We start from the raw sequence: 21,188 nt of genomic DNA, 5'->3' as shown, positions 1-21,188 counted from the left end.
TTAAAGCGGCCAGCCGAACAGCTCCCGGGCGTTGCGCGTGCTGGCCTGCGCCAACTCTTCCGGACTAATGTTCATCAGGTCTGCCAGCGCAGTGCAGATGTCTGGCAGGTGTTCCGGGCTGTTGCGCTCATTCGGGTGCATGGCGGGTGCCATGTCCGGTGAATCGGTTTCCAGCACCACGCTGTCCAGCGGCAGTTCGGCGATGACCCGGTGCATGCGCAATGCCTGCGGCCAGGTCGCGGCACCACCCAAGCCGAGTTTGAACCCCAGTTTCAGGTATTCCCGCGCTTCCTCCCGACTGCCGGCAAAAGCATGGACAATCCCGCTGCGCTTGAGCTTGTGGCGCTTGAGGGTTGCGATCACGTCGGCGTGGCTGCGCCTGACGTGCAGTAAGACAGGCAGGTTGAAGTCCGCAGCCAGTTGCAACTGCGCCTCGAACGTCTGCTGTTGGCGCGCCTTGTCCAGGCCCTCAACGTAGTAATCGAGCCCGATTTCGCCCACCGCGCACAGCTGGGACTGTCCTTTGAGACGCTCCAGCCATTCGCCCAGCTCTGTCAGGTGTTCGGGCTTATGGTCATCGATATAAACCGGATGCAGCCCGAAAGCGGCGTGCAGCTCAGGGTTGGCCAGGGTCAGGTCCCACAGCCGCTGCCAGTTACGTTGATCGACACCCAGCACCACCATGCGCTCCACGCCCAGTGATCGACAACGCTGCAGTACGTCTTCGCGATCCGCATCGAAGTCCGGGAAGTCGAGATGGGTGTGGGTGTCGATCAGCTTCACGCTCACACTCCGTGAATGCGTTGCTTGAATGTGCGCGTGATGGCATGCACGCCGGGTTGATATTCATTTTTCTGGATTGCCGCCAGCGCCAGTTCCAAAGCAGTGTCGGCGATTTTCTGATGTTGCTGCGCCATTGCGTTGACCGGTAGCGGCAGAAAGTCCAGCAATTGCGTATCACCAAACGTGCCCAGATGAAGCTGGGTCGACGTCAGTGACTGGCTTTGCAGCACATCGAACACGCCTTGCAACAGGACATAGGACGTGGTGATAAGAGCATCGGGCAGATGCCCCAGACGTTGCTGCATCTCGGTCATCAGGCGTTGGCCGCATTGTCTGCTGAAGGCCTCGCCATGCTCGACGAATGTGGTGCCGGAAAAATCGGTCAGAGCGTGTTCGAAACCGGCGGCGCGAGCCCGGCTGATGCTCAGTTCCGGTCGGGCACCAATCAACGCGATGTGCCGAGGCTTGGTTTCAAGCAGGCTGTGGGTCAATTGCAGACTGGCGTCATGGTCGTCGCTGACCACCGAGCAGAAAAACTCCGGGTTCATTTCCCGGTCGATGGCGATGATCGGCAAGCCCTTCAATTGTAACTCGCGGTAACTGTCATCGCTCGGCGGCAAGCAACTGGCTACTAGCAGCGCGTCGCAGCGACGTGCGCGGAACACCTGCAACAGTTGCAGCTCGCTGATGGGGTCGTCGTCGGAACTTGCGATCAGCAATTGATAGCCCAACGCCCTGGCACCTTGCTCCAGCAGCTTGGCAATGCGTGCATAACTGGGGTTTTCCAGGTCCGGGAGAATGAAGCCCAGTGTCTTGCTGTGTCGGCTGCGCAGACCGGCCGCTTGCGGGTTGGGCCGAAAATCATGCTGCTCCACAACCGCCCGCACTCGCTCGACCGTAGCCGGGCTGATGCGCTGTTGTTCAGCCTTGCCGTTGATCACGTAACTGGCAGTGGTGACGGACACACCTGCCAGACGCGCAATATCGCTCAGTTTCACCGCAATGTTCCTTTTGTTATTGGCGTGGCTTACGACAGTCGAAAGATCGTTGTATGACGATCATCTTTACACGAGACCGTAGCGTAGACCCAACTACTCCGAGTATTTTGGGACTTCTCCTACAGGATCAGACCGACTGGGCTTCAATGAATCCTCAGAATCGAGTAACGTGCCGAGCAATTGTAGATTAAACGATTCAGCAGCTCGATTGTCTGCTGCAATCGAGATGAAAGCGATGTCCGATGGATAGCACTTCATCACCAAGCTGTCGATCACGTTTGATCGTCATTAAAACAAGAATCAGGTGGCGCCTTGGCGCTGCACAGGAGTCAAGGCAATGCTCGAACTCACTCTGGGGCAAATATCTATGGCCCAGTCGGCCGTGGATAAAAATGCCGCACTTGAATTGATTGCCGACCACCTGGTCGCTGATGGTCTGGTGGCAGAAGGCTATTTGACCGGTTTGATGAACCGCGAACAGCAGGGTTCGACCTTTCTTGGTCAAGGCATTGCGATTCCCCACGGCACGCCTGAAACCCGCGACCTGGTAGCCACCACTGGTGTGCGCCTGATGCAGTTCCCCGAAGGGGTGGACTGGGGCGATGGCCAGATGGTCTATCTGGCCATCGGTATCGCGGCCAAGTCCGATGAGCATTTGCGTCTGTTGCAACTGCTGACCCGCGCGCTGGGCGAGGAAGACCTCGGACAGGCCCTGCGTGAGGCTCAGACCCCGGAAGATTTGCTGAAGCTGCTGCAAGGCGCACCTCAAGAGTTGGCGCTCGACGCGCAAATGATCAGCCTGGGTGTGTCAGCCGACGATTTTGAAGAGCTGGTCTGGCGTGGTGCCCGCCTGTTGCGCAAGGCCGATTGCGTCAGCAATGGGTTCGCCGCCGTGCTGCAACAGGTTGAAGCGCTGTCGCTGGGCGATGGCCTGTGGTGGCTGCACAGCGAGCAGACCGTCAAGCGTCCCGGCCTGGCCTTTGTCACTCCGGACAAACCGATTCGCTACCTGGGCCAGCCGCTGACGGGGCTGTTCTGTCTCGCCAGTCTGGGTGAGGCCCATCAAGCGTTGCTTGAGCGCCTGTGCCTTTTACTGATCGAAGGTCGCGGCCACGAACTGGGGCATGCCACCAGCAGCCGCGTCGTATTGCAGGCGCTGGGCGGCGAACTGCCCGCAGAGTGGCCGACCGAACAGATCAAGTTGGCTAACGCTCATGGCCTGCACGCTCGTCCAGCCAAGATCCTGGCGCAACTGGCTAAGGAATTCGACGGCGAGATTCGTGTGCGCATCGTCGAAACCGGCGATACCGCAGTGTCAGCCAAGAGCTTGAGCAAACTGCTCAGCCTGGGCGCACGCCGGGGTCAGACGCTGGAATTTATCGCAGAGCCAACCATTGCTTCCGACGCGCTGCCTGCTCTGATTGCCGCCGTGGAACAGGGCCTTGGCGAGGAGGTGGAGCCACTTCCGGTCGCGTCCGAAACCCAGGCGGCCCCAGCCCCGGCGGCCGTTGTTGCCAAGCCCGTCAATGCGCCAGCCGCTGGCAGTGTGCTGCAAGCTGTTCCTGCCTCGCCTGGCATTGCGATGGGTCCTGCGCACGTTCAAGTGTTGCAGGCGTTCGAATACCCGCAGCAAGGTGAGTCGGTCGCCGCCGAGCGTGAGCGCCTCCAAAAGGCGCTGGCCGAAGTTCGCCGCGACATCGAAAACCTGATCCAGCGCAGCAAGGCCAAGGCCATCCGCGAAATCTTCATCACCCACCAGGAGATGCTCGACGACCCGGAGCTGACCCGCGAAGTCGAGCTGCGTCTGAACAAGGAAGAAAGCGCTGCTGCTGCCTGGGCGAGCGTGATCGAAGCGGCTGCCGTGCAGCAGGAACAACTGCAGGACGCGCTGCTGGCCGAGCGTGCGGCGGACCTGCGCGATGTCGGTCGTCGTGTGCTGGCGCAGATCTGTGGCGTCGAGACTGTGGCTGCACCGGACGAACCTTACATTCTGGTGATGGACGAAGTCGGTCCGTCCGACGTGGCGCGTCTGGATCCGGCGCAAGTGGCCGGCATTCTGACCGCTCGTGGTGGCGCGACCGCCCACAGTGCCATCGTGGCGCGTGCGCTGGGCATTCCTGCGTTGGTGGGGGCCGGCGATGCCGTGCTGCTGCTCAAGCCAGGCACTGTATTGTTGCTCGACAGCCAGCGAGGCCGTCTGACGGTTGCGCCGGACGAGGCCACCTTGCAGCGTGCCATTCAAGACCGTGACGCACGTGAGCAGCGCCTTAAAGAAGCCGCTGCGCTGCGCATGGAGCCTGCGGTCACTCGCGACGGCCATGCCGTTGAAGTGTTCGCCAACATTGGTGACAGCACCGGCACACCGGCAGCGGTGGAGCAGGGCGCCGAAGGCGTGGGTCTGCTGCGCACAGAATTGCTGTTCATGGCCCATTCGCAGGCACCGGATGAAGCGACTCAGGAAGCCGAATACCGCCGCGTGCTTGAAGACCTCGGCGGACGTCCGCTGGTGGTGCGCACGCTGGACGTGGGTGGCGACAAACCGCTGCCGTACTGGCCTATCGACAAGGAAGAGAACCCGTTCCTGGGTGTGCGCGGTATCCGCCTCACCTTGCAGCGTCCCGATGTGATGGAAAGCCAGCTTCGCGCCCTGTTGCGCGCCGCCAACAGCGGGCCGCTGCGGATCATGTTTCCAATGGTCGGCACTGTTGAAGAGTGGCGTGAGGCGCGGGACATGACCGAACGTCTGCGCCAGGAAATTCCGGTCAGCGACCTGCAACTGGGGATCATGATCGAAGTGCCGTCCGCCGCATTGATCGCGCCGGTACTGGCCAAGGAAGTCGATTTCTTCAGTGTCGGCACCAACGACCTGACTCAATACACGATGGCCATTGACCGGGGGCACCCGACGTTGTCGGCACAGGCCGATGGTCTGCACCCGTCGGTGCTGCAACTGATCGACATGACCGTGCGCGCCGCCCATGCCAATGGCAAATGGGTAGGCGTCTGCGGTGAGCTGGCGGCTGATCCGCTGGCGGTGCCGGTGCTGGTCGGCCTGGGCGTTGACGAGTTGAGCGTTTCAGCGCGCAGTATCGGTGAGGTCAAAGCCTGTGTTCGTGAACTGACGCTGAGCACCGCTCGGCAACTGGCGCAAAATGCGCTGACGGTGGGCAGCGCCGCCGAAGTCCGTGCACTTGTGGAGGCCCTGTAATGGCGAAGATTCTTACCCTGACCATGAACCCGGCGCTGGACCTGACTGTGCAGTTGGGCCAGATCGAGCTGGGCCAGGTCAATCGCAGCAACGCGATGCTTACCCACGCCGCCGGCAAGGGCCTGAATGTGGCGCAGGTGCTGTCTGACCTGGGGCATGAGCTGACCGTCGCCGGTTTTATGGGCATCGATAATCAGCAGGCGTTCGAAGCCCTGTTCGAGCGTCGCGGTTTCGTGGATGAGTTCGTGCGTGTGCCGGGCGAAACCCGCAGCAACATCAAACTGGCCGAAGGCAGTGGCCGCATCACCGACCTCAACGGCCCCGGCCCGCAAGTCAGTGATGAGGCGCAGCAGGCGCTGTTCGCCCGTGTGCAGCAGATCGCGCCGGGCTTCGATGCCGTCGTGGTTGCAGGCAGTCTGCCCCGGGGCGTGACACCTGAATGGCTGCACGCCCTGTTGGTGATGCTCAAGGATCTTGGGCTGAAAGTTGCGCTCGACAGCAGTGGTCTGGCGTTGCGTGCCGGTCTGGCGGCCGGTCCGTGGCTGATCAAACCCAATACGGAAGAATTGGCCGATGCGCTGGACGCGCCGATCATTTCCATCGCGGCTCAGGCAGAGGCGGCGGCTCGTTTGCACACGCAGGGCATCGAGCATGTGGTCATCTCTCAGGGCTCGGAAGGCGTGCATTGGTTCAGCCCCAACCTGGCGCTGCATTCGTTGCCGCCCAAGGTCACGGTGGCCAGTACCGTAGGCGCGGGCGACTCGTTGCTCGCGGGCATGGTGCACGGTCTGATCGGTGGTGATGAGCCTCACAAAACGCTACGTACTGCCACGGCAATTGCTGCGATGGCGGTTACCCAGATCGGTTTCGGCATCACCGACGCCGCGCAACTCAAACGGCTTGAAAGCGGCGTCACTGTGCGCAACCTGACAGAACAATAAGAGAGGATCGTCATGAAGTTAGCCATAGTCACGGCCTGCCCGAACGGCAAGGTCAGCAGCGTACTCAGTGCACGATTGCTCGAAGCGGCAGCGATGCGTCAGGGCTGGGAAACCAGCGTCGAGATCATCGACCCACACAAGCCGGACCGTCAGTTGTCGGCCCAGGACATCGAGGCTGCCGACCTTGTACTGGTGGTCAATACCGGGCCGGTAGACCTGAGCCGTTTCGTCGGTAAGCGTCTGTTCCAGGACTCGCCGTCCCATGCCTTGCAGGATGTCGACGGGTTTCTGCAGCGTGCCAACAAGGACGCGCAGGTCCATGTTGCTCAAGAAGCGGCTGCGCCAGAAGCGGCAGGCGGTTCAGGCGGTCAGCCACGCATTGTCGCCATCACGGCCTGCCCGACTGGCGTGGCGCATACATTCATGGCCGCCGAGGCGATTCAGCAGGCTGCCAAGCGCTTGAATTACGACCTGCAGGTCGAGACGCAAGGCTCGGTGGGTGCTCGCAATCCGCTGAGCCCGCAAGCCATCGCTGACGCAGATGTGGTGTTGCTGGCGGCCGATATTGAGGTCAACACTGACCGTTTCGTTGGCAAGAAGATCTATCGCTGTGGCACCGGGATCGCGCTCAAGCAGTCCGACGCTACGCTGAAAAAGGCTTTGGCGGAAGGGCAGGTCGAATCCGATGCCAGCGCTGCGAAATCGCCTGCCAAGCAGGAGAAGAGTGGCGTCTACAAGCATTTGCTGACCGGTGTTTCGTTCATGCTGCCGATGGTGGTGGCGGGTGGTCTGTTGATTGCACTGTCCTTCGTGTTCGGGATCACTGCGTTCAAGGAACAGGGCACGTTGGCCGCTGCGTTGATGCAGATCGGGGGTGAAGCAGCGTTCAAATTGATGGTGCCGTTGCTGGCCGGTTACATCGCGTATTCCATCGCCGACCGTCCAGGCCTTGCACCGGGCATGATCGGTGGGCTGTTGGCGAGCACCCTGGGCGCCGGCTTCATCGGCGGCATCGTGGCTGGCTTTCTGGCCGGTTACAGCGCCGCCGCGATCAATCGTTATGCGCGCCTGCCGGCCAGTGTCGAGGCGCTCAAGCCAATCCTGATCATCCCGTTGCTGTCGAGCCTGTTCACCGGTCTGGTGATGATCTACGTGGTGGGCAAGCCGGTTGCAGGCATGCTTGAAGCACTGACTCACTTCCTTGACAGCATGGGCACCACTAATGCCATTTTGTTGGGTGTGGTGCTGGGCGCGATGATGTGTGTCGACTTGGGTGGACCGATCAACAAGGCGTCTTACGCGTTCTCGGTGGGCCTGCTGGCCTCGCAGAGCTACGCGCCGATGGCCACTGCTATGGCGGCGGGCATGGTCCCGCCGATCGGCATGGGCATCGCCACCATTCTGGCCCGTCGCAAGTTCGCCCAGAGCGAGCGCGAGGCAGGCAAGGCGGCGTTCGTGCTGGGGCTGTGTTTCATCTCTGAGGGTGCGATCCCGTTCGCGGCCAAGGATCCGTTGCGCGTGATACCCGCGAGCGTCGTCGGTGGCGCGCTGACCGGCGCGTTGTCGATGTACTTCGGCTGCAAACTCATGGCCCCGCACGGCGGCCTGTTCGTCATGCTGATCCCCAACGCCATCAATCACGCGCTGCTGTATCTGGTGGCGATCGTGGCGGGCAGTGTGGTGACCGGCGTGCTGTATGCGGTGCTGAAGCGACCTGAAGTGATCGAACTGGACGTCGCCCCAGCCAGCGCTTGAAACCCCGAAGTCAACTTGCTCGCGAAGGTTGATTCTCAGGCGCTGCATTTTTAGCGAAGGTACTGGTCTATTCGCGGATAAGTCCGCTCCTACGGTTGAACGCCGCTTGTAGGAGTGGACTTGTCCACGAAGGCTGCATTTCAAGCGCTACATCTCGACTGAATGGAGCGGCCCTTTCGCGTACAAGTCCGCTCCCACTTGGGTTTAAGTCATTTTCCTGAGTCCGCCACCACTGTCACACTCCCCCAACATTCCCCTGCTAGGTTGCTCTTTTGCCTGTCTGCGAGGGGATAGCCGTGAGCCAGTTTGATCTCAAGCGTCGTCGTGTGATTCAGGCCGTTGGGGCCGGGTTGTTGTTGCCGGGGCTTGCGCCGGCGGTCATTGCGTCGGTGCAGGATCGTCCGAAGATGACCGATGGCGTGCAGTCGGGCGACGTGCTGGGTGACCGTGCCGTGGTGTGGAGCCGAAGCGACAGGCCGTCGCGCATGATCGTGGAGTGGGACACACGCAGCATGTTCACTCAGCCTCGGCGCGTGGTGTCGGCGCTGGCTGATCAACGCACCGATTTCACCGCCCGCGTCGAGCTGACAGGCCTGCCGGTCGACCAGACGATTTTCTATCGCGTATCGTTCGAGGATGCTCAGAGTGGCGTTGCCAGCGAGCCCTGGTTCGGTCACTTGCGCAGCATGCCGCAACAGCGCCGCACTATCCGCTTCGTGTGGAGTGGCGACACCGTTGGTCAAGGCTTTGGCATCAACCCGGACGTGGGTGGTATGCGTATTTACGAAGCCATGCGCCTGCGCCTGCCTGACTTCTTTATCCACAGCGGCGACACCATTTACGCCGACGGCCCAGTGCCTGAGCAGATCACGGTTGAGGATGGGCGCATCTGGCGCAACCTGACCACCGAGGCGAAAAGCAAAGTGGCCGAGACACTGGACGAATACCGCGGTAACTATCGCTATAACCTAATGGACGAAAACATGCGCCGCTTCAACGCCGAGGTGCCGCAGATCTGGCAATGGGACGATCACGAAGTGACCAACAACTGGTCGCCGAGCAAGCAACTTGACGACCGCTACAAGGTCAAGGACATCCAGTTGCTGTCTTCTCGCGCACGTCAGGCTTATCTTGAGTACGCGCCGCTGCGCTTGCAGCAAGCCGAAAACGGTGGGCGCATTTACCGCAAGATTCCCTATGGCCCGATGCTGGATGTGTTCGTTCTCGACATGCGCAGTTATCGCGACGGCAACGACGCCAATCTGGCCGACAAGCCCGGACCCACCACTGCGTTCATGGGGCGTGAACAACTCGACTGGCTCAAACGTGAACTCAAGGCGTCTGGCGCGCAGTGGAAAATCATTGCCGCCGACATGCCTATTGGCCTGGGCGTGCCGGATGGCGAAGTCAGCCCCGGCGTTGCGCGCTGGGAAGCGATTGCCAACGGCAACGATGGCCCTGCCTTGGGGCGTGAGCTTGAAATCGCCGAGCTGCTGGCGTACCTGCGGGCACAGAAGGTTCGCGACTGCGTGTGGCTCACGGCAGATGTGCATTACTGCGCCGCGCATCACTACCAGCCTGATCGGGCGGTGTTTCAGGATTTCGACCCCTTCTGGGAGTTCGTCGCAGGGCCTTTGAACGCAGGCAGTTTCGGGCCCAACACCCTGGACAAGACGTTTGGTCCGGAGCTGGTGTTTCAGAAGGCGCCGCCTGCGCAGAACACCTCACCGTTCGCCGGCTTCCAGTTTTTTGGAGAAGTGAACATTGACGGCCAGAGCGGCGAGATGACCGTGAACCTGCGCGACCTGGATGGCGTATCGGTGTTCGAGCGCAAATTGCAGCCCGTGTCGGAGGTCAGTCGTATCGCTTGACGCGTTTAAGGGGCAGGTGGTCTGCCGTTTTCAGAAAATCCTTGCAACACACCCGGTATGGGTGGCTTATCATTAGCCACCTATCGACGGGACCGGGTGCGTTGCATGCTGGCTATCTTTCTTGAAACCCTGAACATCACCGCCCCGGTGTTCGCCATGCTGTTTCTTGGCGTGTTCCTCAAGCGCATCGGCGCGATCAATGACGGCTTCATCGTGGCGGCGTCGGGGCTGGTGTTCAACGTTACGATGCCTGCGCTGCTGTTTCTGGGCATCATCCATGCCGATTTGCGCGCGGCCCTGCAACCCAAACTGCTGATCTTTTTCGGCATTGCTACGCTGGTGAGTTTTGCATTCACCTGGTGTTGGGCGATCTGGCGCTGCCCGCGTGAAGACCGGGGGGTCTACGTTCAGGGCGCGTTTCGCGGCAATAACGGGGTGATCGGTCTGGCGCTGGCTGCCAGTATGTATGGCTCATACGGCATTTCACTGGGGGCGATTCTCGCCGCGCTGGTCATCGTCTTCTACAACACGCTGTCGACCGTGGTGTTGGCGGTCTACAGCCCGGTGATCAAGTCCGACCCGTGGAGCGTGTTCAAGAGCGTCCTGGCCAACCCGCTGATCATCAGCGTTCTCGTCGCCTCACCGTTCGCCTATTTCAGCATCGGTTTGCCGAAGTGGCTGGAGACGTCCGGCAGCTATCTGGCGCAAATGACTCTGCCGCTGGCACTGATCTGCATCGGCGGCACCCTGTCGCTGGCCTCGCTGCGTAAAAGCGGCAAGCTTGCGGTCAGTGCCAGCGTGATGAAGATGGTCTGGCTTCCGGTGCTGTGTACCTTTGCGGCCTGGCTGGTGGGCTTTCGCGGCGCTGAGCTGGGCATTCTGTTTCTGTATTTCGGCAGCCCGACTGCGGCGGCCAGTTACATCATGGCGCGCACCGCCAATGGCAACTACGAGCTGGCAGCGGCGATCATCGTGCTGACCACGCTGGCCGCCGCTGTGACGACCAATATCGGGATATTTATCCTGCAGTGGGGCGGCTGGATCTAAGGCTGTTGGGCCGATTCGTCCGGCTTTACGTAACTGTCGATCACTTCCTGTGCGGCGCGAAAGGCCTCTATCGCCGCTGGCACGCCGGCGTACACGGCGCAATGCAGCAGCGCTTCGCGAATCTCTTCAACCGTGCAGCCGTTATTCAACGCACCGCGCACATGCCCCTTGAGTTCTTGCGAGCATTTGAGGGCGGTGAGGGTCGCCAGGGTGATGAGGCTGCGGGTTTTCAGCGGCAAGCCTTCTCGGCTCCAGACGCTGCCCCATGCATGCTCGTTGACGAAGTCCTGGAGCGGTTGGCTGAAATCGGTGGCGTTACCCAGTGCGCGGTCGACATAGGCGTCGCCCATCACCTGACGGCGGATCTGTTCGCCATCGCTGATCGTTTTGTCTGTCATGGCATTTTCCCTGCGGCGGTATGGTCGGGTGTGAGAGGGTCAGTGTTGCCGTCGCCATGCGCGAACGGTGCCAAACGCTACGATAGCGCCAAGCAGCGGCACAATGAACCTGAGCATCATGCCTTCAAGTCGTTCCGCCAGCAGCATGCCGGTGCTGATCGAGACGATATGCAAACCGTAGGTCAGGTACAGCGACAGCAGGAACAGACCTTCGATGCGGTCTATCCGGTAGCCTGAATAGAACAGCGGTACGCAAAGCACCGCGACGCCGAGCATGATGGGCAGGTCGAAGACCAGCGCGTTGGGCGAGATGGTCAGCGGCACCGGTGCGACCAGCGCTGTCAGCCCCAGTACGCCCAGCAGATTGAACAGGTTGCTGCCGATCACATTGCCCACCGCGATGTCACGCTCTCCGCGCAGGGCTGCAATGAGCGAGGTCATCAAGGCCGGCAGCGAGGTGCCAACGGCAATCACCGTCAGGCCAATGATGCGCTCGGACAGCCCCAGGTTGATGGCGATCACGACTGACGCATCGACCAGCAGATGCCCGCCCGATGTCAGCAGCAGCAAGCCACCGGCGAGCAAGGTGATGCGTAACAGGGCGCGTGGCTTTTCTGTGGCGGCGGCAAGGCCGTGGCGAGGCGCATGGCCGCCCTGACGAACGATGATGAACAGGCAGATCAGCAGGCCGGCCAGCAGCACCACGCCATCGAATCGGGAGAACCCACCGGTCAACGAAAGCCCGATCACCAGCAGGCAAGCGCCGATCATCAACGGGATGTCGACCCGCAATACCTGACGCGCTACACGCAGAGGAATCACCAGGGCGCACAGCCCCAGAATCACCAGCACGTTGAAGATGTTGCCGCCAATGACGCTTCCCACGGCGATGTCGGTGCTGTCCGAGAACGCCGCCTGCAGGCTGACCGCCATTTGTGGCGCGCTGGTGCCCATCGCGACCACGGTCAGGCCCATGATGAGCGGCCTGACCTTGAACAGGGCCGCGAGGTGGACGGCAGATCGAACCGACAGCTCAGCGCCGATCAGCAGCAAAAGAAGGCCGAAGACCATCTGGATCAGGGCAGGGGCGGGCAGTGTCGATAGCTGGAGAATTGCGGGCGTCCTTAGTCGAGGGCCTGAATGCGTACGGGGGCGGTGCCGCTGCGCAGCATACCCAGTTGTTCGGCTGCCTTGCGAGAGACATCGATCAATCGGCCTCGGGTGTGAGGGCCGCGATCGTTGATGCGCACGACGACAGAGTTGTCGTTGTCGAGATTGGTGACCTTGACGCGCGTGCCGAATGGCAGGCGGCGGTGAGCGGCGGTCAACGCGTTCTGGTTGAAGGGTTCGCCACTGGCAGTGCGGTTACCGTGATGCTGAGCCCCGTAGTAGGAGGCGCGCCCGGTTTCATCGTAACCGTGAGGGTCGATGAGGCTGTTGCTGGAGCAGCCAGCCAGCAACGTCAGCAGGCTGCAGGCTGAGAGAAGTCGGCGCATGGGTCGGGTCCTGAGTGCCTGTGGAAAGTCGTACGCTGATCGTTGTTCAAGAAAATGCTGAATAAAACGCAAACCCCGTGGGAGCGAGCTTGCTCGCGAACGGGCAAGTACACCCGCCAGAAGACGGGCGTTTGAACCAAAGCCTTCGCGAGCAAGCTCGCTCCCACGTGATCTACGAACAGCCAGCACATTCATGTGTATCCAACGTCCTGGCTATAGCGCGGAGCGTTGGCACGATCAATACCTCAACCTTCCAGCTTGGCCTTGAGCAGTTCGTTCACCTGCTGCGGGTTGGCTTTGCCTTTGGACGCTTTCATGGCCTGACCGACGAAGAAGCCGAACATCTTGCCGCGTTTCGCTTCGTCTGCGGCGCGGTACTGTTCGACCTGTTCGGCGTTGGCGGCGAGCATATCGTCGAGCATCGACTCAATGGCTCCGCTGTCCGTCACCTGCTTCAGACCGCGCTTTTCGATGACTTCGTCGGCACTGCCTTCGCCATTGGCCATCGCCTCGAAGACCATCTTGGCGATCTTGCCGGAGATGGTGTTGTCGGTGATGCGCTTGAGCATGCCGCCCAATTGCTCGGCGCTGACCGGCGACTCTTCGATTTCCAGCCCCTGCTTGTTCAACAGGCTGCCCAACTCGACCATGACCCAGTTGGCGGCCAGCTTGGCGTCGCCACTGATACTGACCACCTGCTCGAAGTAGTCGGCCTGCTCACGGCTGGAAGCCAGGACGCTGGCGTCGTAAGTCGACAGGCCGAACTGGCTCTGGAAGCGTTCACGTTTCTGCGGCGGCAATTCCGGCAGGGTGGCACGGGTTTCTTCCAGGAACGAGTCCTCGATGATCACCGGCAACAAATCTGGATCGGGGAAGTAACGGTAGTCGTTGGCTTCCTCCTTGCTGCGCATGGCGCGGGTTTCGTTGGTGTTCGGGTCGTACAGGCGGGTTTGCTGGATGACCTTGCCACCGTCTTCGATCAGGTCGATCTGGCGCTGAATCTCGCTGTTGATTGCCTTCTCGATGAAGCGGAACGAGTTGACGTTCTTGATCTCGCAACGCGTACCGAACTCGACCTGGCCCTTGGGGCGGATCGACACGTTGCAGTCGCAACGCAGCGAACCTTCGGCCATGTTGCCGTCGCAGATACCCAGGTAACGCACGATGGCGTGAATCGCCTTGACGTAAGCCACGGCCTCCTTGGCGCTGCGCATGTCCGGCTCGGAAACGATCTCCAGCAGCGGGGTGCCTGCGCGGTTCAGGTCAATGCCGGTCATGCCCTGGAAATCTTCGTGCAGGCTTTTGCCTGCGTCTTCTTCCAGGTGCGCGCGGGTGATACCGATGCGCTTGACGGTGCCGTCTTCCAGCGTGATGTCCAGGTGGCCCTTGCCCACGATCGGCAATTCCATCTGGCTGATCTGGTAGCCCTTGGGCAGGTCAGGGTAGAAGTAGTTCTTGCGGGCGAATACGTTGTGCTGACCGATTTCAGCATCCACCGCCAGGCCGAACTTGACGGCCATGCGCACGGCTTCCTTGTTCAGGACCGGCAGTACGCCCGGCATGCCCAGGTCGACAAGGCTGGCCTGGGTATTAGGCTCGGAACCGAACGTCGTGGCGCTGCCGGAAAAAATCTTCGATTGGGTCGAAAGCTGGGTGTGAATCTCCAGCCCGATGACGACTTCCCATTGCATGTGTTTCTCCTCAGAAGCCTTCAGGTGCGCGAGTGTGCCAGTCGGTGACCTGCTGATACTGGTGCGCGACATTGAGCAGACGGCCTTCCTGGAAATACGGTGCGAGCAGTTGCACGCCCACCGGCAGACCTTCGACGAAGCCCGCTGGCATCGACAGGCCTGGCAGGCCCGCGAGGTTGGCGGTGATGGTGTAGAAGTCTTCCAGGTACTCGGCAATCGGGTCGTTGGTCTTGGCGCCGATTTTCCAGGCCGGGTTCGGCGTGGTCGGGCCGAGGATTACGTCGACTTCGGCAAATGCGCTCATGAAGTCGTTCTTGATCAGGCGACGAATCTTCTGTGCTTGCAGGTAGTAGGCATCGTAATAGCCTGCCGACAAGGCGTAAGCACCGACCATAATGCGACGCTGCACTTCCGGGCCAAAGCCTTCGGCGCGCGAGCGCTTGTACAGGTCGGTCAGGTCTTTCGGGTTTTCGCAGCGATAGCCGAAACGCACACCGTCGAAGCGCGACAGGTTGGACGATGCCTCTGCCGGTGCGATGACGTAATAGGCCGGGATACCGTGCTGCAGGTTCGGCAGGCTGATTTCCTTGACGATGGCGCCGAGCTTTTCCAGCTCCTTGACGCTGTCATGGACCAATTGCGCAATGCGCGGGTCGAGACCTGCACTGAAATATTCTTTCGGCAGGCCGATGCGCAGGCCCTTGATGGACGCATTGAGATTCGCCGAGTAGTTCGGGACTGGCTCGTCGATGCTGGTGGAATCCTGCGGGTCGAAGCCGGCCATGCCTTGCAGCAGCAGGGCGCAGTCTTCTGCGGTGCGGGCCATCGGACCTGCCTGATCGAGGCTGGAGGCGTAGGCGATCATGCCCCAGCGCGACACGCGACCGTAGGTCGGCTTGAGACCGGTCAGGTTGGTCAGCGCGGCGGGCTGGCGAATCGAGCCACCGGTGTCGGTGCCGGTCGCGGCTGGAAGCAGGCGTGCAGCGACAGCCGCAGCCGAACCACCGGACGAGCCGCCAGGCACGCACTCAAGGTTCCACGGGTTCTTCACGGCGCCGTAGTGGCTCGACTCGTTGGCCGAGCCCATCGCGAATTCGTCCATGTTGGTCTTGCCCAGCGTTACCGTGCCGGCCGAAGCCAGGCGGGAAACCACGGTGGCGTCGTACGGTGCCTTGAAATTGTCGAGCATCAGGGAGCCGCAGCTGGTGCGGATGCCTTGTGTGCAGAACAGGTCCTTGTGAGCCAGCGGGGCGCCGAGCAGGGCGCCATTCTCACCGGCGGCGCGGCGCGCATCTGTGGCCTGGGCCTGGGTGATGGCCAGGTCTTCGGTCAGGCTGATGAAGCTGTTGAGCTGAGGGTCGAGCTGCGCGATGCGCGACAGCAGGACACGGGTCAGTTCTTCAGAAGAAAATTTCTTTTCGGCGAGTCCGCGGGCGATCTCGGCCAGAGTCATTTGATGCATGCAGGCTCTTTCCCTTACTCGATGACTTTCGGAACCAGATAAAGTCCATCCTGGACGGCGGGTGCGATGGCTTGGTAAGTGTCGCGACGATTTCGTTCGGTAACGGCGTCTTCACGCAGGCGCTGAGTGGCTTCCAGCGGGTGGGCGAGGGGTTCGATGCCAGTCGTGTCGACCGCCTGCATCTGATCGACCAGCCCCAGAATGCTGTTGAGGGCTTCGGTGGTACGTGGGATATCGGCGTCATTAAGGCCCAGTCGAGCCAGATGAGCGATCTTTTCCACGTCGCAGCGTTCAAGCGCCATGAGGGTATCTCCAGTGGAATGCTAGCGAATTTGCTTTGTCGTCGAATACGGAACACTCTCGTGTTTTTGCGGTCACAAGCCGCTAACGTCGAGGGTCGTGTTTATAAAAGCGCCAATTTAACATATTGGCTCCTTGCCCAAAATCCCTGTCGTTGTTAGAGTTTGCCGCACTTTTTTACCCACGCGTTCCCTAGGGTCCCTTTCCCATGTTCAAGAAACTGCGTGGCATGTTTTCCAGTGATCTATCCATCGACCTGGGCACTGCCAACACCCTTATTTACGTGCGTGAGCGCGGTATCGTTCTGAATGAGCCCTCTGTCGTTGCCATTCGTACTCACGGCAATCAGAAGAGCGTCGTGGCCGTCGGTACAGAAGCCAAGCGCATGCTGGGCCGTACTCCGGGCAACATCGCGGCCATCCGCCCCATGAAGGACGGCGTTATCGCCGACTTCAGCGTCTGCGAGAAGATGCTTCAGTACTTCATCAACAAAGTCCACGAAAACAGCTTTCTGCAGCCCAGCCCTCGTGTGCTGATCTGTGTTCCGTGCAAATCCACCCAGGTTGAACGCCGCGCCATCCGCGAGTCGGCCCTGGGTGCCGGTGCACGTGAAGTATTCCTGATCGAAGAACCTATGGCTGCGGCCATCGGTGCCGGCCTGCCGGTTGAAGAGGCCCGTGGCTCGATGGTTGTCGACATCGGCGGCGGTACCACTGAAATCGCGCTGATCTCCTTGAACGGAGTGGTCTACGCCGAATCCGTACGTGTTGGCGGCGACCGCTTCGACGAAGCGATCATCACTTACGTGCGTCGTAACTACGGCAGCCTGATCGGCGAATCCACGGCCGAGCGCATCAAGCAGGAAATCGGTACTGCCTTTCCGGGCGGTGAAGTACGTGAAGTCGACGTGCGCGGCCGTAACCTGGCCGAAGGCGTTCCACGTGCCTTCACGCTGAATTCCAACGAAGTGCTTGAAGCGCTGCAAGAGTCGCTGGCGACCATCGTTCAGGCCGTGAAAAGCGCCCTGGAACAATCGCCACCGGAGCTGGCTTCGGACATCGCCGAGCGCGGTCTGGTACTGACGGGCGGCGGCGCCCTGCTGCGCGATCTAGACAAGCTGCTGGCTCAGGAAACCGGCCTGCCGGTCATCGTGGCCGAAGACCCGCTGACCTGCGTGGCGCGTGGCGGTGGCCGTGCGCTGGAAATGATGGATAAGCACACGATGGATCTGCTCTCCAGCGAGTAATTCGCCGGGGCGTCGTTCATGGGGCTTTTGTATACGGGTAGCACTTGTGCTACCTGTATGCGTGAGCCTTGCGAACACAGTGCCTATTTCTTTCATCTGTCCAGGCCGGTTCCATACCGCATGAATAACAGCCAATTGAAGCTTGATCCGTCGATTGCATGCCCGGGAGGAGCGGCCTATTAAACCGCTTTTCGCAAAAGGCCCGTCGCTGGGCGTACGTCTACTGGTGCTGGCTGTGTTGTCTGTAGCGTTGATGGTGGTTGACGCACGCTTCACGGTCCTCAAGCCCGTGCGCAGTCAGATGTCGCTGGTCTTGATGCAGTCCTACTGGATCGTCGACCTGCCGCAGCGTCTCTATCAGGGGGTTGCCAGCCAGTTCGGCAGCCGCACCGAACTGATCGCCGAAAACGAAAAACTCAAGACCGAAGCCCTGCTCCTGCAAGGTCGCCTGCAAAAGCTGGCGGCACTGACCGAGCAGAACGTGCGCCTGCGCGAGTTGTTGAACTCCTCTGCACTGGTCAACGAGAAGGTCGAGGTCGCCGAGCTGATCGGCATGGACCCGAATCCCTTTACCCATCGCATCATCATCAACAAGGGCGAGCGTGACGGCGTTGTTCTGGGTCAGCCCGTGCTCGATGCGCGTGGCCTGATGGGGCAGGTGGTGGAGTTGATGCCTTATACCTCTCGCGTGCTGCTGCTGACTGACACAACCCACAGCATTCCTGTTCAGGTCAACCGTAACGGCCTGCGCGCCATTGCCAGCGGTACGGGCAACCCGGAGCGTCTGGAATTGCGTCATGTTGCCGACACCGCCGACATCAAGGAAGGCGACCTGTTGGTCAGTTCCGGCTTGGGGCAGCGCTTCCCGGCCGGTTATCCGGTGGCGACGGTCAAGGAAGTGATTCACGATTCCGGCCAGCCGTTCGCTATCGTGCGAGCCGTGCCGACGGCCGCCTTGAATCGCAGTCGTAACCTGTTGCTGGTGTTCTCCGACAGCCGCACACCGGAAGAGCGTGCCGCCGATGCCGCTCAGGCGCAGGAGTCATTCGACAAGGGGCTTGAGCCCGCTTCGATTCCGACTCTGCCACCACCGACACCTGCATTCCCGATGTGGCCGCAGCCGATTGGTCCGATTTTTCCGGGCAGCACCACGGTGCACAAACCGGCGACACAAAGCGCGCCACCTGCTGCCGCGCCTGCAACTCCGGCTGCGAGGCCTGCCTCGCGTCCTGCCGCCTCACAGCCCCCGGCTTCCACACCCACCAGCACTCGGGAGCGTATCGATGGTTAGTCATGTTTCCGGACGCAATGGCTGGGTCGTCTGGCTGACCTTTGCCGTCGGACTGTTGTTAAGTATTTCGCCGTTGCCGCAGTTCATGGAAATCTTCCGTCCACTGTGGCTGGCCTTGCTGCTGACCTTTTGGGTACTGGCCTTGCCTCACAAATACGGCATGGCCACGGCGTGGATCCTGGGTCTTATGGAAGATGTGCTGTATGGCACGTTGCTTGGCCAGAATGCGCTCATCCTGACCCTCATCACGTTTCTGGTGATGTCGTTGCAGCAGCGTTTGCGGATGTTCCCCATGTGGCAGCAATGCCTGGTGCTGCTGGTGGTGTTCGGCCTGGCGCAATTGGCACAGCTGTGGCTCAGCGCCTTGACCGGCAATCGTCAACCAACCCTGGCGCTGGTTCTGCCTGCGCTGGTCAGTGCCCTGTTGTGGCCCTGGGTCAGTTACGGCATGCGTGGATTGCGCAAACGTTTGAAAATCAATTAAGCGCAACGTGAGCGCGACGCCTTAGGCGTGCGCTCAACGTCACCGACTCGGAGATGTCCTTATGCCCTCGCTTTATCTGGCCTCTGGCTCACCGCGCCGCCGTGAACTGCTTGCTCAGATCGGTGTTCCCTTCACAGTACTGAGTGCGCAAATCGACGAAACTCCTCTCTCATCCGAATCGCCTGCCGCTTACGTCGAACGTCTCGCGCTGGGTAAAGCGCGTGCCGGACTTGCGCTGCTGCCGTCCGATCAGCCGGTGTGCGTAATGGGGGCCGACACCGCTGTGGTGCTCGACGGCCGGATTTTGGGCAAGCCGGTAGACGAAGCCGATGCCTTGGGCATGCTGGCCGCGCTGTCTGGAAAAGAACATGAGGTGCTGACCGCCATTGCGCTGGTCGATCATCAGCGCAGTGAAACCCGCGTCGTCACCAGCCGCGTACGTTTTCGTCCGATTCAACCACACGAAGCCCGTGCCTATTGGGCCAGCGGCGAGCCGCAGGACAAGGCTGGCGGTTACGCCATCCAGGGTCTGGCAGCAATCTTCGTCGCAGACCTGCAAGGCAGCTATTCTGGAGTGGTTGGTCTGCCTCTGTGCGAAACCGCTGAAGTGCTCTCCGGTTTCGGCATACCCTGTTGGCAATACCTGGAAGGTAACGAGCCATGAGTGAAGAGATTCTGATCAACATCACCCCGATGGAATCGCGGGTGGCGGTAGTGGAAAACGGTGTGCTGCAAGAGGTCCACGTCGAGCGGACCCAGCGCCGGGGCATCGTGGGCAATATCTACAAAGGCAAGGTCGTGCGCGTGCTGCCCGGCATGCAAGCCGCCTTCATTGACATCGGTCTGGACCGCGCTGCGTTCATTCATGCATCGGAAATCTCCATGCGTGAAGGGCCAGCGGTCGAGAGCATTGCGTCGCTGGTGCATGACGGGCAGAGTCTGGTGGTGCAGGTCACCAAGGACCCGATTGGCAGCAAGGGCGCACGGTTGACCACGCAGCTGTCGATTCCCTCCCGCTACCTGGTCTACATGCCGCGTACGGCGCATGTCGGCATTTCACTGAAAATCGAAGACGAAGCCGAGCGCGAGCGCCTGAAGAAGGTCGTCAGCGATTGCGTGGCACTGGAAGGCATCAAGGAAGCTGGCGGTTTCATTCTGCGCACCGCCGCCGAGGGCGCGGGTGCCGACGAAATCCTCATGGACATTCGCTACCTGCGCAGGCTGTGGGACCAGATCGGCGAGCAGATCAAAACCGTCAGCCCGCCCACCGTCATCTACGAAGACCTGGGCCTTGCCTTGCGTACGCTGCGTGATCTGGTCAGCCCGCGGATCGAGAAGATCCGCATCGATTCGCGAGAAACCTTCCAGAGGACCACTCAGTTCGTTGCGGAGCTGATGCCCGAAATCGCCGACCGGCTTGAGCACTATCCCGGCGAGCGGCCAATTTTCGACCTGTATGGCGTCGAAGACGAGATTCAGAAAGCGCTGGAACGCAAGGTGCCGCTCAAGTCGGGCGGCTATCTGGTGGTCGATCCGGCCGAAGCGATGAGCACCATCGACGTCAACACTGGCGCGTTCGTGGGACACCGCAACCTGGAAGAAACCATCTTCAAGACCAATCTGGAGGCGGCAACCGCCATCGCCAGGCAACTGCGCCTGCGTAACCTGGGCGGCATCATCATTATCGATTTCATCGACATGGAAGACGCAGAGCATCAGCGTCAGGTGCTGCGCACGCTGGAAAAACAGCTGGAGCGCGATCACGCCAAGACCAACATCATCGGCATCACTGAGCTGGGATTGGTACAGATGACGCGAAAGCGCACCCGCGAAAGTCTTGAGCAAGTGCTGTGCGAGCCGTGCCACTGCTGCCAGGGCCGTGGCAAGCTGAAGACGCCGGAAACCGTGTGCTACGAGATTTTCCGCGAAATCCTGCGCGAAGCCCGGGCCTACCAGGCCGTGGGGTATCGGGTGCTGGCGAACCAGCGCGTGGTGGACCGATTGCTCGATGAAGAATCGGGTAATGTGGCGGAGCTTGAGAGCTTCATTGGTCGCACCATTCGTTTTCAGGTAGAAACCATGTACTCGCAGGAACAATACGACGTCGTACTGCTCTGAGATTGTCACCGTTCACCTGATTGCAACATGCGCCCGGCGGGGTTCTGGCAGGTTTACCCTTATATCGAGAATGATGCGTGGCGAATGAGCAAAACCTGT

Annotated in this window: 18 protein-coding genes; 10 read left to right on the top strand and 8 right to left on the bottom strand. The window is 60.7% G+C overall.

Features of this window, described 5'->3' with window-relative positions:
• Entirely contained in the window at positions 1 to 789 is a 789-nt protein-coding gene (locus ALP40_RS01050) for a TatD family hydrolase (RefSeq protein ID WP_181114141.1), read from the bottom strand.
• Entirely contained in the window at positions 786 to 1,781 is a 996-nt protein-coding gene (gene cra / locus ALP40_RS01045; protein WP_122206467.1) for a catabolite repressor/activator, read from the bottom strand. The genes ALP40_RS01050 and cra overlap by 4 nt, the downstream gene beginning before the upstream one ends.
• Positions 1,782 to 2,118: 337 nt before the next feature.
• Between cra and ptsP the strand changes: the two genes are divergently transcribed.
• From ptsP to ALP40_RS01020, 5 genes are all read left to right on the top strand, one after another.
• Positions 2,119 to 4,989 (top strand): phosphoenolpyruvate--protein phosphotransferase, encoded by a 2,871-nt coding sequence (ptsP, locus tag ALP40_RS01040; protein ID WP_122206466.1) that lies wholly within the window; start codon positions 2,119 to 2,121, stop codon positions 4,987 to 4,989.
• Complete coding sequence (pfkB, locus tag ALP40_RS01035; protein WP_122206465.1) at positions 4,989 to 5,930, top strand: 1-phosphofructokinase; 942 nt, start codon at positions 4,989 to 4,991, stop codon at positions 5,928 to 5,930. Before ptsP ends, pfkB begins: the two co-directional genes overlap by 1 nt.
• Positions 5,931 to 5,942: 12 nt before the next feature.
• Positions 5,943 to 7,685, top strand: a complete 1,743-nt coding sequence (locus ALP40_RS01030; protein ID WP_122206464.1) for a PTS fructose-like transporter subunit IIB — start codon at positions 5,943 to 5,945, stop codon at positions 7,683 to 7,685.
• A 296-nt stretch (positions 7,686 to 7,981) separates the two neighbouring features.
• The gene (locus ALP40_RS01025; protein ID WP_122206463.1) at positions 7,982 to 9,556 is read left to right on the top strand and encodes an alkaline phosphatase; all 1,575 of its coding nucleotides are present in this window, start codon (positions 7,982 to 7,984) and stop codon (positions 9,554 to 9,556) included.
• Positions 9,557 to 9,661: 105 nt separating this feature from the next.
• Positions 9,662 to 10,603, top strand: a complete 942-nt coding sequence (locus tag ALP40_RS01020) for an AEC family transporter (RefSeq protein WP_122206462.1) — start codon at positions 9,662 to 9,664, stop codon at positions 10,601 to 10,603.
• On the opposite strand, the gene ALP40_RS01015 is transcribed toward ALP40_RS01020, so the two are convergent.
• The 6 genes from ALP40_RS01015 to gatC form a co-directional block, all read right to left on the bottom strand.
• Positions 10,600 to 11,001, bottom strand: coding sequence for a carboxymuconolactone decarboxylase family protein (locus ALP40_RS01015; RefSeq protein ID WP_122206461.1), 402 nt, complete (start codon positions 10,999 to 11,001; stop codon positions 10,600 to 10,602). The genes ALP40_RS01020 and ALP40_RS01015 overlap by 4 nt on opposite strands.
• Before the next feature lie 39 nt (positions 11,002 to 11,040).
• A complete protein-coding gene (locus ALP40_RS01010) occupies positions 11,041 to 12,072 on the bottom strand; it encodes a calcium/sodium antiporter (RefSeq protein WP_122206460.1) in 1,032 nt (343 codons plus the stop codon).
• A 53-nt stretch (positions 12,073 to 12,125) separates the two neighbouring features.
• Positions 12,126 to 12,497 carry a septal ring lytic transglycosylase RlpA family protein gene (locus ALP40_RS01005; RefSeq protein ID WP_122206459.1) on the bottom strand — a complete coding sequence of 124 codons (372 nt, stop codon included), beginning with the start codon at positions 12,495 to 12,497 and terminating at the stop codon, positions 12,126 to 12,128.
• A 245-nt stretch (positions 12,498 to 12,742) separates the two neighbouring features.
• Positions 12,743 to 14,188, bottom strand: coding sequence for an Asp-tRNA(Asn)/Glu-tRNA(Gln) amidotransferase subunit GatB (gene gatB, locus ALP40_RS01000; RefSeq protein WP_122206458.1), 1,446 nt, complete (start codon positions 14,186 to 14,188; stop codon positions 12,743 to 12,745).
• 10 nt (positions 14,189 to 14,198) lie between these two features.
• A complete protein-coding gene (gene gatA, locus ALP40_RS00995) occupies positions 14,199 to 15,650 on the bottom strand; it encodes an Asp-tRNA(Asn)/Glu-tRNA(Gln) amidotransferase subunit GatA (protein ID WP_122206457.1) in 1,452 nt (483 codons plus the stop codon).
• Positions 15,651 to 15,664: 14 nt separating this feature from the next.
• Positions 15,665 to 15,952, bottom strand: coding sequence for an Asp-tRNA(Asn)/Glu-tRNA(Gln) amidotransferase subunit GatC (gatC, locus tag ALP40_RS00990; protein ID WP_122206456.1), 288 nt, complete (start codon positions 15,950 to 15,952; stop codon positions 15,665 to 15,667).
• Between the two features lie 206 nt (positions 15,953 to 16,158).
• Here gatC and mreB point away from each other — a divergent pair, with 206 nt between their 5' ends.
• From mreB to rng, 5 genes are all read left to right on the top strand, one after another.
• The gene (gene mreB / locus ALP40_RS00985) at positions 16,159 to 17,196 is read left to right on the top strand and encodes a rod shape-determining protein MreB (protein WP_122206455.1); all 1,038 of its coding nucleotides are present in this window, start codon (positions 16,159 to 16,161) and stop codon (positions 17,194 to 17,196) included.
• A 178-nt stretch (positions 17,197 to 17,374) separates the two neighbouring features.
• The gene (gene mreC, locus ALP40_RS00980; RefSeq protein ID WP_122206501.1) at positions 17,375 to 18,487 is read left to right on the top strand and encodes a rod shape-determining protein MreC; all 1,113 of its coding nucleotides are present in this window, start codon (positions 17,375 to 17,377) and stop codon (positions 18,485 to 18,487) included.
• On the top strand, positions 18,480 to 18,971 hold the full coding sequence (mreD, locus tag ALP40_RS00975) for a rod shape-determining protein MreD (protein ID WP_122206454.1): 492 nt from the start codon (positions 18,480 to 18,482) through the stop codon (positions 18,969 to 18,971). The genes mreC and mreD overlap by 8 nt, the downstream gene beginning before the upstream one ends.
• Before the next feature lie 61 nt (positions 18,972 to 19,032).
• Positions 19,033 to 19,635, top strand: a complete 603-nt coding sequence (locus ALP40_RS00970) for a nucleoside triphosphate pyrophosphatase (RefSeq protein WP_122206453.1) — start codon at positions 19,033 to 19,035, stop codon at positions 19,633 to 19,635.
• Positions 19,632 to 21,089, top strand: coding sequence for a ribonuclease G (rng, locus tag ALP40_RS00965; protein ID WP_122206452.1), 1,458 nt, complete (start codon positions 19,632 to 19,634; stop codon positions 21,087 to 21,089). The genes ALP40_RS00970 and rng overlap by 4 nt, the downstream gene beginning before the upstream one ends.
• Positions 21,090 to 21,188 lie beyond the last annotated feature (99 nt).

It is taken from the genome of Pseudomonas viridiflava (assembly GCF_003702045.1).
Lineage (GTDB): Bacteria > Pseudomonadota > Gammaproteobacteria > Pseudomonadales > Pseudomonadaceae > Aquipseudomonas > Aquipseudomonas viridiflava_C.
The sequence above is the reverse complement of the archived record's forward strand: the minus strand, read 5'-3'. Positions and strand labels throughout refer to the sequence as shown.

What these genes read in the sequence shown, in the direction of transcription:
- gatB (WP_122206458.1), bottom strand. Translation starts at nt 14,188, where the DNA reads ATGCAATGGGAAGTCGTCATCGGGCTGGAGATTCACACCCAGCTTTCG.
- ALP40_RS01030 (WP_122206464.1), top strand. Translation starts at nt 5,943, where the DNA reads ATGAAGTTAGCCATAGTCACGGCCTGCCCGAACGGCAAGGTCAGCAGC.
- mreB (WP_122206455.1), top strand. Translation starts at nt 16,159, where the DNA reads ATGTTCAAGAAACTGCGTGGCATGTTTTCCAGTGATCTATCCATCGAC.
- mreD (WP_122206454.1), top strand. Translation starts at nt 18,480, where the DNA reads ATGGTTAGTCATGTTTCCGGACGCAATGGCTGGGTCGTCTGGCTGACC.
- ALP40_RS01020 (WP_122206462.1), top strand. Translation starts at nt 9,662, where the DNA reads ATGCTGGCTATCTTTCTTGAAACCCTGAACATCACCGCCCCGGTGTTC.
- rng (WP_122206452.1), top strand. Translation starts at nt 19,632, where the DNA reads ATGAGTGAAGAGATTCTGATCAACATCACCCCGATGGAATCGCGGGTG.
- gatA (WP_122206457.1), bottom strand. Translation starts at nt 15,650, where the DNA reads ATGCATCAAATGACTCTGGCCGAGATCGCCCGCGGACTCGCCGAAAAG.
- ALP40_RS01005 (WP_122206459.1), bottom strand. Translation starts at nt 12,497, where the DNA reads ATGCGCCGACTTCTCTCAGCCTGCAGCCTGCTGACGTTGCTGGCTGGC.
- ptsP (WP_122206466.1), top strand. Translation starts at nt 2,119, where the DNA reads ATGCTCGAACTCACTCTGGGGCAAATATCTATGGCCCAGTCGGCCGTG.
- ALP40_RS01015 (WP_122206461.1), bottom strand. Translation starts at nt 11,001, where the DNA reads ATGACAGACAAAACGATCAGCGATGGCGAACAGATCCGCCGTCAGGTG.
- pfkB (WP_122206465.1), top strand. Translation starts at nt 4,989, where the DNA reads ATGGCGAAGATTCTTACCCTGACCATGAACCCGGCGCTGGACCTGACT.
- ALP40_RS00970 (WP_122206453.1), top strand. Translation starts at nt 19,033, where the DNA reads ATGCCCTCGCTTTATCTGGCCTCTGGCTCACCGCGCCGCCGTGAACTG.
- ALP40_RS01010 (WP_122206460.1), bottom strand. Translation starts at nt 12,072, where the DNA reads ATGGTCTTCGGCCTTCTTTTGCTGCTGATCGGCGCTGAGCTGTCGGTT.
- gatC (WP_122206456.1), bottom strand. Translation starts at nt 15,952, where the DNA reads ATGGCGCTTGAACGCTGCGACGTGGAAAAGATCGCTCATCTGGCTCGA.